10 protein-coding genes are annotated in these 13,700 nt (G+C 51.5%); 8 read left to right on the top strand and 2 right to left on the bottom strand.

The features are described 5' to 3' along the window. Nucleotides 1-264 precede the first annotated feature (264 nt). The 4 genes from MKY48_RS29290 (at nt 265) to MKY48_RS29275 (ending at nt 5,226) form a co-directional block, all read left to right on the top strand. Nucleotides 265-2,286: a heavy metal translocating P-type ATPase gene (locus MKY48_RS29290; protein WP_339268113.1), complete on the top strand. Its 2,022-nt coding sequence runs from the start codon at nt 265-267 to the stop codon at nt 2,284-2,286. Nucleotides 2,287-2,415: 129 nt separating this feature from the next. Next, nucleotides 2,416-3,423: a leucine-rich repeat domain-containing protein gene (locus tag MKY48_RS29285; protein WP_339268111.1), complete on the top strand. Its 1,008-nt coding sequence runs from the start codon at nt 2,416-2,418 to the stop codon at nt 3,421-3,423. A gap of 557 nt (nt 3,424-3,980) precedes the next feature. Continuing rightward, nucleotides 3,981-4,922 carry a thioredoxin-disulfide reductase gene (gene trxB, locus MKY48_RS29280; protein WP_339268109.1) on the top strand — a complete coding sequence of 314 codons (942 nt, stop codon included), beginning with the start codon at nt 3,981-3,983 and terminating at the stop codon, nt 4,920-4,922. Between the two features lie 67 nt (nt 4,923-4,989). Further along, nucleotides 4,990-5,226 carry a glutaredoxin family protein gene (locus MKY48_RS29275; protein ID WP_076325401.1) on the top strand — a complete coding sequence of 79 codons (237 nt, stop codon included), beginning with the start codon at nt 4,990-4,992 and terminating at the stop codon, nt 5,224-5,226. Between the two features lie 127 nt (nt 5,227-5,353). Here MKY48_RS29275 and MKY48_RS29270 read toward each other — a convergent pair whose 3' ends face one another. Further along, nucleotides 5,354-5,557 carry a hypothetical protein gene (locus MKY48_RS29270; protein ID WP_076325402.1) on the bottom strand — a complete coding sequence of 68 codons (204 nt, stop codon included), beginning with the start codon at nt 5,555-5,557 and terminating at the stop codon, nt 5,354-5,356. Nucleotides 5,558-5,709: 152 nt separating this feature from the next. Further along, entirely contained in the window at nt 5,710-6,882 is a 1,173-nt protein-coding gene (locus tag MKY48_RS29265) for an ROK family protein (RefSeq protein WP_339268107.1), read from the bottom strand. Nucleotides 6,883-7,249: 367 nt separating this feature from the next. On the opposite strand from MKY48_RS29265, the gene xylA reads away from it, so the two are divergent. The 4 genes from xylA (at nt 7,250) to MKY48_RS29245 (ending at nt 13,654) form a co-directional block, all read left to right on the top strand. Next, nucleotides 7,250-8,566 (top strand): xylose isomerase, encoded by a 1,317-nt coding sequence (gene xylA / locus MKY48_RS29260; protein WP_076325404.1) that lies wholly within the window; start codon nt 7,250-7,252, stop codon nt 8,564-8,566. A gap of 210 nt (nt 8,567-8,776) precedes the next feature. Next, a complete protein-coding gene (xylB, locus tag MKY48_RS29255) occupies nt 8,777-10,273 on the top strand; it encodes a xylulokinase (protein WP_339268105.1) in 1,497 nt (498 codons plus the stop codon). A 156-nt stretch (nt 10,274-10,429) separates the two neighbouring features. Beyond that, entirely contained in the window at nt 10,430-11,059 is a 630-nt protein-coding gene (locus MKY48_RS29250; RefSeq protein WP_076325406.1) for a bifunctional 4-hydroxy-2-oxoglutarate aldolase/2-dehydro-3-deoxy-phosphogluconate aldolase, read from the top strand. Nucleotides 11,060-11,302: 243 nt separating this feature from the next. Continuing rightward, on the top strand, nt 11,303-13,654 hold the full coding sequence (locus tag MKY48_RS29245) for a YcdB/YcdC domain-containing protein (protein ID WP_339268104.1): 2,352 nt from the start codon (nt 11,303-11,305) through the stop codon (nt 13,652-13,654). The last annotated feature ends 46 nt before the right edge of the window (nt 13,655-13,700 follow it).

Here is a 13,700-nt window from a genome sequence, read left to right as displayed (position 1 = left end):
TTTACGTGTTGAAGGTTCATCTTCACCATCAGGGAACACCAATAGGCACTCTTCAGCATTTAAAAAATGTGAAAAATATGGTTTACAAATGAGGATGAAGTGAGTATGATACATATAAAGTTGTACGAAGGAAAATAAATTGTATAAGTTCAAAAATGATTCTCATTCTCATTTAGCATGCTGCTCCGGCCAAGCCGGGGCAGCATGTGTCATTTTAAGGGTAGTAATAATGGATCTCATTCTCAACTAGGAAGGTGATTGGTTATGCAATGGATACAAAGTCAAACGACGACTGGACGCATATCGACAATAGAAAATGGAGCGGATCCACGTGAGCCGCGGCAGCCTGGGAAGTGGGATATACGCAGCCTGCTGAGCAACGCGGAGGTCGTGGCTGCACTGGGCAGCGGCCTGCTGATGCTGGTGGCTTGGCTGACCAGCCAATGGTCTGAGCCGCTCTCCGTTGTGTTGTATGTGATATCCTACGCCGTCGGCGGATGGGTAAAAGCCAAAGAAGGTGTGGAGACCCTTCTGAAGGAGCGCGATCTGGATGTGAATCTGCTGATGATTGCTGCCGCTATGGGAGCTGCAGCGATAGGGTACTGGAATGAAGGCGCAATGCTGATCTTCATCTTTGCCCTCAGCGGGGCGCTTGAGAGTTATACCATGGAGAGAAGCCGCAAGGATATCTCGTCCTTGATGGAGCTGCAGCCGGAGACGGCCCTGCGTATCGAGAAGGGGGAGATGGTATCGGTATCCATCAGCAAGCTGGAGATCGGCGACCTGATTCTGGTAAAGCCGGGCGAGCTTATTCCTGCAGACGGCAAAATTTATCGCGGCAGCTCCTCGGTCAACCAGGCTTCGATTACCGGCGAATCCGTACCGGTCGATAAGTCCATAGGCGATGAAGTATTTACCGGAACCTTGAACGGGGAGGGCGTATTGTACATTGAGGTCACCCAGTCGGCGGAATCCACGTTGTTCGCCAAGATTATCAAACTGGTGGAAGAAGCGGAGAACGAAGTACCGGAATCGCAGCGGTTCATCAAGCGGTTCGAATCGATTTATGCCCGTGTCGTTGTCATTGCGACCGTGGCCCTGATTGTTCTGGCTACTCCCGTTCTGGGATGGGACTGGGATACAACCTTCTACAAAGCGATGGTGTTTCTCGTCGTGGCATCCCCTTGCGCGCTGGTATCTTCGATCATGCCTGCGATGCTGTCGGCGATTTCCAATCGCGCCAGAAAAGGCGTACTATTCAAAGGCGGCGCCCATATCGAGAATATGGCACGCACGGCAGTTGTTGCTTTTGATAAGACCGGTACCTTGACGCTTGGTACGCCAGTGGTTACGGATTTTATCGCAGGCGAGGGCTGGGATCGGCATGAATTGCTTGGCATCAGTGCTTCTATCGAAAGAATGTCGAAGCATCCTCTGGCCTTGGCGATTGTCCAATCGGCTCAGAAAGAGGGGGCCGAGCTGCAGCAGGTGGAGAACGGTCAGTCCATAACAGGCTGGGGTATGCAGGCGGAAGTGGAAGGAATCACCTGGAAAATAGGAAAAAGTGATATTCTGGATCAACCGACTGCAGATCAGTATTCGGGTGAAGCTTACGCGCAAAAAGATTTGAGCGTGCTTGAAGAGAATCGCCAGCACTGGCTGTCCATCCGGAACACGCTGGAATCCGAAGGCAAGACGGTATCCGTTATTCTGAAGGGAGACCGTATCGCGGGCATGATTGCTCTGCAGGATGCGGTCCGGCCTCAAGCGGCGATGGCCGTTAAGCGGCTTCAGCAGTTGGGCATCAAGGTAGCGATGCTGACGGGGGACCGCAAGGCGACGGCGGACGTGATTGCGAAGCAAAGCGGCGTAGACATGGTGTTCTCCGACTTGCTTCCGGAAGATAAAGTTACACATATTAAGGAGCTTCGGTCCCGTTACGGCCATGTGGTCATGGTTGGAGATGGTGTGAACGATGCGCCGGCACTGGCTACCGCGACCGTCGGGATCGGCATGGGCGTTTCGGGAAGCGGAACGGCGCTGGAGGTAGCGGATGCGGTGCTTATGAATGATAACATCGATGAAATTGCCGGCACCGTCAAGGTGGCACGCCGGGTTCAGCGCATCGTGAAGCAAAATATGATATTTGCCATCACCGTGATTTTGACGCTGATTGCAGCCAATTTCATTCAAGGCGTTGCGCTGCCACTGGGCGTCATCGGTCACGAGGGGAGCACCATTCTGGTTATACTGAACGGGCTTCGTCTGCTGCGTTCCAACCATTAATCGACTGAGCATCATCTGCTATGACAAAGCATCCCCTTCTTTTCCTTGGTGGAGAAGAAGGGGATTTCTTTTTGGGGAGCGAAATAACAGGCTACTGGAATTAGTGAAAGATGAGAGGTGATCAGCAATATGGCATCCTTTTACGACGCTCCGAGAGGCGAGGCTTATTCCTGGCTGATTGATTATGCGATAGAGCGGTCGGCGGTATTCGTGCTAGCAAGGCGTGGAGAGTTCCAACTCATGGAGGAAGCCGAGCGCATATTTTCGCTACTCGAACCTTATCTGATCGAAGAACGTTCGATTAGCGAGGAAGAAATCATGAAGCGGTTTGAAGAGGAAACCGAGCGAGGCAACGGGATTGAATACGGAGCAGGCACCTACTATATCTATGAATGCTGCGAGGAAGCTGCTGCTGTGTTGAAGGAGGCTGCGGATGATCTGTTTGCCTGGCAGCATCCCCTTCTGCCGGAAGATTTAAACTTTTGGGATAGCAACGGACAAGACTTCCTCTATAATGTGGCTCATGAAAGAATGGGAGGGCTTCAGATTGACAAAGAAGAAGCCGCGAGAATATCGGCCATGGTTCCGGGTCTATTTCTAAGTCGGCCTGAACATAAGCAGTTTGAAGCATTCTGGCAGGACGTTTTGTTTCACAAGCCACGGAAACTAGAAATATTCGGGTTTGGCATCAAAGAGATTCCTGAGAGTATTGGAGAATTAAAGGGACTGAAGGAACTTATGATCCACGAAAGTTATATCACCAGTCTACCTGCGGCCCTGTTCAGTCTAACGGAATTAGAAGATTTGACAGTCTATACGGCGGATTTGATGGAGATTCCATCGGAGATCAGTCAGCTGACCAAGTTAAAACGCTTGAATATCGCATGCGGGAGTTATCATGGACCTACGAATGATATTATTAGGAGAGAGGAAGTTTCGCTGACAAAGGTACCGCCCGAGATCGGCCGGTTGAAGTTGTTGGAAGTACTCAGCATTAATTATACCGGCTTGAAGGAGCTGCCCGTGGAGATGGGACAGCTGCAAAATCTAAGGTTCCTGGATTTAAGTCGAAACCAACTCTTGAGCGAGCCGGAATTCATAGGGGATTTGCCCATTTGCCCGAACTTCCATATGTAAATCTGTCGGATAACCGGTATAATACAAGTCCTCAGGATCAGCGCCGGATCGATTATATTGAATAATCGGATCTGGGGAAATGATGCCCTAACCAAGAATCCCCCTGACTTCGCATGGCGAGTGCAGGGGATTCTTGTAGTTGCCGAGTTTGGCTCTCAATGGCCGTGAACGATCTCGATTTCTCCCAAGCTTCTACGCTGCTAGGTTCGGCATTAGGGCTCGTGCCTACGTTGTCCTTTTTTCATCAAACATTCATCTTCCTTTCGTTGAAAGAGTGGGGGAGGCACTTGGTAGCCTTATATTCATTTAACTCTCTCTAAGCGTACGATTATTTTCGAAGTAAACGTTTCCAGAACATCAAGACCGTCTTCTTCATTGGAGAAAGGGGTCCAATTCCCAAAAATATTGGATTTCAGTGCGATTTATGAAGAATGGATTAACAATATTTTCAGATGGGGTGTGATGTGACATATTGACAGACGGCTCTGATATAACCATAATTAATATTAATTTATAATGATTATAATTAAGCGTTCCATATATAGGAGGGAAACGATATGTACAAATCCGTTATTATAGGCACAGGCCCTGCCGGCCTTACGGCTGCAATCTACCTGGCTCGTGCGAACCTGAGCCCACTCGTCATTGAAGGTCCGCAACCTGGCGGGCAGCTGACAACCACAACCGAAGTTGAGAATTTCCCGGGTTTTCCCGAAGGTATCATGGGTCCTGAACTGATGGACAATATGCGTCAGCAGGCTGAACGTTTTGGCGCGGAATTTCGTACAGGCTGGGTGAACAGCGTGGAATTCGGAGAGCGTCCGTTTAAGCTGGACGTAGACGGTATCGGCGAGGTAGTTGCCGAAACGTTGATCATCTCTACAGGCGCAACGGCCAAATACCTTGGCATTCCGGGAGAACAGGATAATGTAGGACGCGGTGTAAGTACCTGCGCAACATGTGACGGATTCTTCTTCCGCGGCAAAGAGATCGTTGTTGTCGGCGGCGGAGATTCCGCGCTGGAGGAAGCGAACTTCCTGACCCGCTTTGCATCCAAAGTAACGCTGGTTCACCGTCGGGAGGAGCTTCGTGCCTCGAAAATCATGCAGGATCGCGCCCGCGCTAACGAAAAAATCGAATGGGCATTGAACCGCACACCGCAGGAAGTCATTGCGGACGAGACAGGCGTCAAAGGTATCAAAGTGCTTAACAATGAGACTGGGGAAGAAGAGACGATCACGGTCAGCGGCGTATTCGTGGCGATCGGTCATCATCCGAACACCGGTTTCCTCGACGGAAACATTACGACGGATCCGAACGGTTATATCGTAACGACCCCGGGAACATCGGAGACGAATATCCAAGGCGTATTTGCTTGCGGCGACGTTCAGGATACTCGTTACAGACAAGCGATCACGGCGGCAGGAAGCGGCTGTATGGCAGCTATGGATGCGGAGAAATATATCGAGAGTTTGGAACACAACGCTGTCGTGTTGTAAACTGATAGATAGAGATCGAACGGGCTTTTAGCAGAGCCAAATCATAAGTAGAGGAGACTGACCAACCATGGAAAATGTGATTGTATACACTTCGAACAACTGCCCGCACTGCAAACAAGTAAAAGGCTTCTTGTCCGATCAAGGCATCGAATTTGAAGAGCGCAACATCGAGCAAAACGACGAATTCGCGCAGCAAGTATGGGATATGGGCGTTCGCGCAGTACCGCTCACGATCATCGGCGAGCACCGCATACTTGGCATGAACAAGCTCCAGTTCAACAAAGCGTTGAACCCGGAGGGTTAATCTAAGCAGGCGTCATGGCAAGCCGATCGCTTGCTTCATGATATGAATAAAAAGCTCCTTCCCTGAATCAGGGAAGGAGCTTTTTTAGCTTCCGAGCCTATGCTGCCAACATTCGCTCAGATCATGTTCACTTGCTAAAAAACAGACTCATGATGATCTGGAATACGACGTATGCAGCCACGCCGGAGCCGAGGAGAATGAAACCGACTTTTTTCTTGCCTTGAAAAAAACGCATGATGGCGAGACTGAACAAAGGTGCGATAACTAGGAGAAACAGCAATATGGTCACAAACATTTGTGCCGATATTTCCGCAGTGCTTACATAGGTCATTTGAGCGTTTCCTCTCCCTTTTGTATAACGATCACACGTTTCTCCACGAGGAGAATCGTGATTTAAATTACAGGACGAGATTAATTATAGCGGAAAATCGCGGGAATTTCCTTAATATGCAGGGTGTTAATTACGACAAAATATCGTCAATTTTAATGAATCGGCATGGAGACCCGTATCGGCCCCAGAAATTGCGAGATGGCGGAGTAAGCCGCACCGATCATGGTCGAGCGGCTGCCCAGCTCGGCGAACCGGATCTCCATTAGCTCACGGTGGTAGGGAAGCGTGCGCTGGGCAACGACCTGTCGCAGCGTATCCTCAATCCAAGCCCGCGCGTCGGACAGCGGACCGCCAATAATGACCGATTGCGGATTGAATCCGTTGACAAGATTGGTAATGCCAACGCCGAGATAACGTCCGAGCTCTTCAAAATGCCGGATGGTCTCCTCATGGCCTTGCTCTGCATGGTGAATCAGCTCGGATGTCCGCCTGGACGGGAGAGCGGCGCCTTTGCTGTCGTAGGATTTCTCCGAGGCATACAGCTCCCAGCAGCCGCGGTTGCCGCAGGTGCATTCCAGTCCATCGGCTTCGATGGACATATGGCCGCTTTCGCCGGCATATCCGCGGGCGCCCTTATAAAGCTCGCCATTGATGATAATGCCAGAGCCGATACCGCTGCCAGCACTGATATAGAGGAGATGGCGAGCGTCCCGGCCAGCTCCGAAGCGCAGCTCGCCTTGGGCGCCCGCGTTCGCTTCATTGTCGATGGTAACGGGAAGTCCCAGCTCCTGCTCGAGCTGCTTCTGCAGCGGCACCATGTCCCATCCCAAGTTGGGAGCGAAGAGGACGATGCCGTCACCGTCAACCATCCCAGGGACGCCTACGCCGATCCCGATGATGCCGTATGGGGAGGGAGGAGCCTGCCGCATCAGGCCATGAATCAGGCTAACCATCAGCCGCGTCACCGATTCCACGTCATGTCCTTCAAGGGCGGTATCCTCTTCGGAAAGAATCCGGCCTTCCAGATCTGTAAGCACGGCGGTCATTTGCTTGACGCGCAGCTCGACGCCGACGGCATAACCAGCTTGTCCGTTAAACAGCAGCAGCTGCGGCTTCCTGCCGCCGCTGGATTCGCCGGGTCCGATCTCCTGGACCAGGTGGTTGCTGCACAGCTCCTGTACGAGATTGGAGACGGTAGCCTTGTTCAGTCCGGTCAGCGTGGATACTTTTGCTCGGGAAACAGGGGCGTGCTGCCGTATCGTATCGAGAATAATGGAGGTATTTATTTTTTTGACCAGAGCCTGGTCACCGGTAATATTCGCCATGTGTATTCATCCTTTTAGTCTTGCTTTCTAATCATTATAAGTTTTGGAGACTTGATATGCTCATAGTCTAGGGGCTAAGCCCCGAAATTGCAACAGCCCGTAACGCTGCCCGGGTACTCACAATCCTTAGCCCGGTGGTTTCCATCGTCGTAACATTTGAATATGGATTTAGAAGAATCATAGGCAGTAAGCCAAACGGAGATATGTTGAACTTTAGTAGAAAATAATCCTAATAGGAGGGGGCATCGGTTTTGAAAAAGTTGTAAAGCAATAACTTTGTTTAACCAATAGACAAAGTGGAAATCCTGTGATAGGATAACCTTGTAAGCGTTAACCACACCTTAACAAGGTATAGGAGGATTTATTCATGGCCTATTTTAACAACATTAGCAAAGTCGAGTACGAAGGCAGCCAATCAACCAACCCTTATGCTTTTAAATTTTATAATCCAACAGAAGTTGTAGCCGGCAAAACGATGGAAGAGCATCTCCGTTTCGCCATGGCTTACTGGCATACATTGACTGCAGGGGGTTCGGATCCGTTCGGCGCCGACACTGCGGTTCGCCCTTGGGGGAATTACTCCGGCATGGACCTCGCCAAAGCACGTGTTGAGGCAGGTTTCGAGTTCATGGAGAAAATGAACCTTCCGTATTTTTGCTTTCACGATGTGGACATTGCACCGGAAGGCAGCAGCCTGCGTGAGTTCTACAGCAATATTGATACAATCGTGGATTCGATTGAAGACCACATGAAGTCCACCGGTAAAAAATTGCTCTGGAACACGGCGAACATGTTCACGAATCCTCGTTTCATGCATGGTGCGGGCACTACGTGCAATGCGGATGTATACGCTCATGCGGCTGCGCAAGTGAAGAAGGGCCTTGAAGTCGGCAAACGCCTCGGCGCCGAGAACTATGTGTTCTGGGGAGGCCGCGAAGGTTATGAGACCCTGCTCAACACAGATATGGGCCTTGAACTGGATAATCTGGCGCGCCTGTTCCATATGGCGGTTGATTATGCGAAGGAAATCGGCTTTGACGCCCAATTCCTGATCGAGCCTAAACCGAAGGAGCCAACGAAGCACCAATATGACTTTGATGCGGCCACAACGATTGCATTCCTGCAAAAATACGGTCTCGACAAGCACTTTAAACTAAATCTCGAAGCCAACCACGCCACGCTCGCTGGTCATACCTTCGAACATGAGCTTCGCGTAGCACGCATCAACGGCATGCTCGGTTCCCTCGATGCGAACCAAGGCGATATGCTGATCGGATGGGATACGGACGAATTCCCGGTTAACATCTACGACGCGACATTGACACTGTACGAAGTGCTGATGAACGGCGGTCTCGGCCGCGGCGGCGTGAACTTCGATGCGAAGGTTCGCCGTCCGTCCTTCGAGCCGGAAGATTTGTTCCATGCGCACATCGCTGGTATGGATACTTACGCAAAAGGCTTGAAGGTGGCAGCGAAGCTGATCGAAGACCGCGTATTCGAGGACTTCATTGCGAAGCGCTACAGCAGCTTTAGTGAAGGCATCGGCGCAGACGTCGTATCCGGCAAGGCTACACTGGCTTCTCTTGCAGAATACGCGCTGAACAACGAGTCTCCGCGCAAGAACGAATCCGGACGTCAAGAAATGCTGAAAGCGATTCTGAACCAGTACATTCTTGCCAATTAATCGATACACGTTTTAGTGCTTGTATCATGAAATCCAAACCTTCACCGGCTCCCTTCAGGGAAGCCGGTGTACTTATTTCAAACAGCAAACTATAGCGAGCTAGGGTCGACAGTCATCCAAGCATGCTCCGGATCACGCATCGTGAGCCCGGGGTAGAAATGCCAACGATGTTTTCATGTTCGGTTCATGAGGAGACGAAGGAGGATTTAGATGAGTTACGTTATCGGAGTTGATTTGGGGACCAGTGCTGTGAAGACCGTGCTGGTGGATCGCAGCGGCAAGGTTGTCGCCGAGCATTCAGAGTCGTATCCGCTGAGCCAGCCGAAGCCGGGATACAGCGAGCAGCGACCGGAGGATTGGGTGGACAAAACGGTATTGTCGTTACGGCAATTAATGAACGGAAACAACATTGACCCATCCGAGGTTGAGGGGTTAAGCTTTTCCGGCCAGATGCACGGTCTGGTCTTGGTAGACGGTGAGGGTGCAGTGCTGCGACCGGCCATTCTGTGGAATGACACGCGCACAACGGCACAATGCCGTCGCATCGAGGAGACCCTGCAGGAGAAGCTACTCGGGATTGCACGCAATCGCGCGCTGGAAGGTTTCACCCTGCCCAAGATTCTATGGGTACAGGAGTTTGAACCGGAGCTGCTCGAACAGGCTGCCCTGTTCCTGCTGCCTAAAGATTATGTGCGTTTCCGCCTGACTGGGCAATACGCGATGGACTATTCCGATGCAGCCGGAACACTGCTGCTGGATGTGGCGGGCAAGTCTTGGAGCAGCGATATTCTGGATGCCTTCCAGCTGCCGCACACCTTATGCCCACCGCTGGTCGAATCCTTCGACGAGTGCGGCACTCTGCTTCCTGAGATCGCTAAGCAATCGGCTCTATTGCCAGAGACGAAGGTATTTGCCGGCGGGGCGGACAATGCCTGCGGCGCCATCGGCGCCGGCATTCTCGAAGAAGGGCAGACGATGTGCAGTATTGGTACATCAGGCGTGGTCTTGTCCTATGAGGAGCGTCGCGAGGTGGATTTTGCAGGGAAGGTTCATTTCTTTAATCATAGCGAGAAAGACGCTTACTATATCATGGGCGTGACTCTGGCAGCGGGATACAGCCTGACCTGGTTCAAGGATACCTTTGCGCCGGATATCTCCTTTGACGCGCTGTTGAGCGATATCGGAAGCATCCCGGCTGGCAGCGGAGGGCTGCTGTTCACGCCGTATATCGTCGGTGAACGCACGCCGCATCCGGATGCCACCATCCGCGGCAGCTTCATTGGCATGGACGCCGGACATAAGCTGCCTCACTTTGCACGTTCGGTACTCGAGGGGATTACGTTCTCTCTCCGCGAATCCATCGATATCCTCCGCGCATCTGGCAAGCGGATCGACCGCGTTATTTCCATCGGGGGCGGCGCCAAGAACGAAACTTGGCTGCAAATGCAGGCGGACGTGTTTAATGCTGAAATCGTGAAGCTGGAAAGCGAACAGGGCCCGGCTATGGGTGCAGCGATGCTGGCAGCTTACGGTTGCGGCTGGTTCCCGAACCTTCAGGACTGCGCAAAGGCGTTTTTGCGGCCGGCACGCTCGTATTCTCCGAATCCGCAGGCGGTTCAGGCCTATGATAAATTGTTTGGACTCTATCAAAGCGTATACGGAGCAACGCGTGAACTCGGCGCAGAGCTGTCTGAATTCCGCGGATAACCTTATAGATGTTAAAGAGCAGGTCGGGAAGACAGTTTTCCGGGCCTGCTCTTTTTGCGTGAACGCTTCGGACCGCATATACTTGAAGCAGGCTGAAGTTACGGCCCTTGCGATTTAGGAACGTGCCGGAAGTGTAAATAGAAATGGGGGAACACATTGAAACTGACAGCTGAACTCAAACGCGAGAAAATTGTTGCCATCGTGCGGGGCATTACGAGAGAACAGGCGAACTTCGTAGGAGAAGGATTGACCCAAGGCGGAATCCGGTTCATGGAAGTGACCATGAATACGGAAGGTGCTTTACATATGATCCAAGATTGGCGTACTCGCTATGATGGCGCTGTATATATAGGTGCGGGAACCGTGCTTGATGTGGAGATGGCGAAGGAAGCGGTCTCAGCCGGAGCTCAATTTCTGATTTCCCCGAACACGGATCTTTCCGTCATCGAATTTGCTTTGGAGCAGGGAATTGATGTATGGCCAGGGGCAATGACGCCAACGGAGATCGTCGCGGCGTACGCAGCCGGGGCCGAGATCGTGAAGCTGTTTCCTATGGCCAGTCTGGGCTTGTCATTTATCCGGGAGCTTCAGGGTCCGCTGAATCACATTCCGCTGCTCGCAACGGGTGGAGTTACGTTGGATAATCTTACGGATTATTTTCATGCAGGCGCGGCAGCGGTTGGTTTAGGCAGCGCGCTGCTTCCGCAGGATGCCCTCGTGTCCGGCAATATGGAGGAGATCAAGCGTCGCACGGCGGCTTTTGTTGAAGCGGCGCGGCTTGGTTAAGATGTGTTCGAAAGGGAATTCCCAATTCGCAAGAAGAGGGATCGAAATAGTTACACTTTGTTCATCCTTAACGATGCAGGTTATGTTTCGGAAGCTTACTACATAAGGAATATATAGACAAGTTATGGTATTATTTAGGTAGCTTGGTTATGTCATTGCTGCCGTGTACAGGCACTTGTTAAGGATATCATCATGTGTAAGTAAGGCATGGTTAGGTTCAAGTAATGGAAGGGAGCGAATCAAGTGAATCCATCGGGTAAGAAGAAGGTAAGGGTAAAAAAGACCGTGTGCGCGGTTACGGCTACAGCCATGCTTTGTTTGGCGCAGCCGGTATGGGGAGACAATTCCGTTCCGGGCAGCGGAATCATTGTATCCGATACAGTAACTACCGTGACTAGCAGCGATAACACCGGTTCGGAGAGCGTAACGGATAACGAAACACCGAATGGCGCAAAAATTTCATCCAAGCAGGCGGAAGACATCATTAAGAAGGCTTTCCCGGAGCTCAAGAACGTGAAAGTGTCTAACGTGCAGTTCCTGGAGAATGATGGCATGAGATCGAGCGCGCTAGCTTGGGATCTGCAAATGGTACTGACCAAAGGGAATTCAAGCTCCGGCTTCAATGCCCAGGTCAATGCGGTCACGGGGGAACTTCTTAACATTTATATCCCTCATTCTTTGATGAACCCTGGTAGCGACAAACCGGTATTAACCCGGGATGCAGCCAAGGAGAAGGCGCTGAAATGGATCGGCAGCCATGTATCGGATGTGAAGACGAGTGAGCTTAAGGAGAATGAGGCTTATCTCGGGATGCAGACGGCATTGTTCAGCCCGCCGCGGTTTGAGTTTTATTTCCAGACCTCGGTGAACGGGATTGAATCGGATGTGAACAGCATCTCGATCACGCTTGACGGACAGGGCAATACCGTGAACTATTCCCGCAATCAAATCAATGAGGAGTTTCCTTCATCCACACCGAAATGGAATGAGGCCTCCATCCGTAAAGTGTTTGAAGATCAGTTCCAGGTATCCTTGGCCTATGTACCTGATAATTTATATAACAACGCCAAAGGCAATTATTTCTTAGGTTACATACCTAATGATCAATCAGGCAATTCACTGGATGCCAATACAGGCAAGTTCATTAGTTTCTCAGGGGAAGAGAGCGGGTTTACCTCGGTTGAGAATGGCGCGATTCCGGCATCCAAAGAAACCTTTAAGCCAATCACCGCTCCATTCGCTGGCGGAGAGGCAGCAGCCATATGGGTGGAATCGCAGATCAAGCTCCCGTCTGGTTTAAAGACCGAATCCAAGAGACTGGGTACAAGATGGAACAACAGCGAGGTTAAGACGTGGAACATAAGTTGGGGCGAAAACAAGCTCTCCGCCATGGGCGGAGGGGAGACGGTATCCGCAGAGGTGGACGCCAGGACCGGGCAGATTTACTCGTACAACCGATATCGTTTTGACCGGGCCGAGGCTGCGGAAGTGAAGAACCCGATTTCGCAGCAGGCTGCGCAGGATCTCGCATTCGAGACGGTAAGCAAGCTGGTGCCGCATGCCGCAGAGGAATGGAAGCTGACATCGGTTGAAAAAATGGGCAAAGACACTAAAACCCTCAGCTACCAATTTTCATTCCAACGCTATGTCGGTGATATTCGCGTCATGGGCGATTCCCTGAGCCTCACGATGGAGGCCAACGGGCAGATCCAGGGCTTTAGCGTGAATTCGGACGCCGTTCTGTCCAAACTGCCAACGGATGCAAAACCGGCCATCAGTGCGGAGCAGGCAAGAGCTAAATATCTGGAAGAAATTGATCTGAAGTTGAAATACGGTTACTATGGTGGCTACTCAATGGCCGGTAATGAGGTTATGAAGCCTTTCATCAAGCTGATTTATTATCCGACACACAAAAAGGCGGCCTTCGGCGGCATAACGGTGCCGCTTGATGCCAAGAGCGGGGAATGGCGCGATATCATGCCCGAAATGAGCCGCAAGGATATTCCGGCGGTTACCGATACGGCGGGGCATTATGCGGAAGCGGCTCTTAAGGAGCTGGTGAAATATCGGGTGCTGGTTCCGGACAAGGACGGAAAGGTATACCCGGATCGCCAGATTTCCCTTGGCGAATGGTATCAGCTGGTGGCGGCTTCGGTAAGCCCGTCCTATGAGCAGCTGTATGGAAGACCTACAATGGATCCATACGCAGGCTTACAGCCGGACCATCCGTATTACCAGGCCATTCAGGTGCTGATTGGGCAGAACTGGATCCCTTATGATCCGGACAGCCCGCTGCAGCTGGACGGCAAGCTGACAAGGGATGAACTGGCAAGCTCGCTGACCCGCATCCTGAATTATGAGAAGCTGTCCAAAGCCTTTATCCTTCCAACTGACGTGCAAGGGATATCGGATGCCGACGCCATCACTAACAAAGGAGCAGCCCTGATTGCTCTCAAGCTGGGTCTTCTGCCTGCAGTTGATGGCAAGTTCTTGCCGGAGCGTGAGGTGACGCGTGCAGAGGCTGCAGAGGTTCTGGTTCGCATGTCGAAGCTCGCGGGACGTAGCGATTCCTTCCTGTCCTCATTTTATTGGTAGTATTTGATATTCGTGCCCGGTCGACAAAACTAGAACCCTTAAGCCC

Origin of the sequence: Paenibacillus sp. FSL W8-0187 (assembly GCF_037969755.1) — a bacterium.
Taxonomy (GTDB): domain Bacteria; phylum Bacillota; class Bacilli; order Paenibacillales; family Paenibacillaceae; genus Paenibacillus_AQ.
This window is presented reverse-complemented; position numbering and strand designations above follow the sequence as displayed.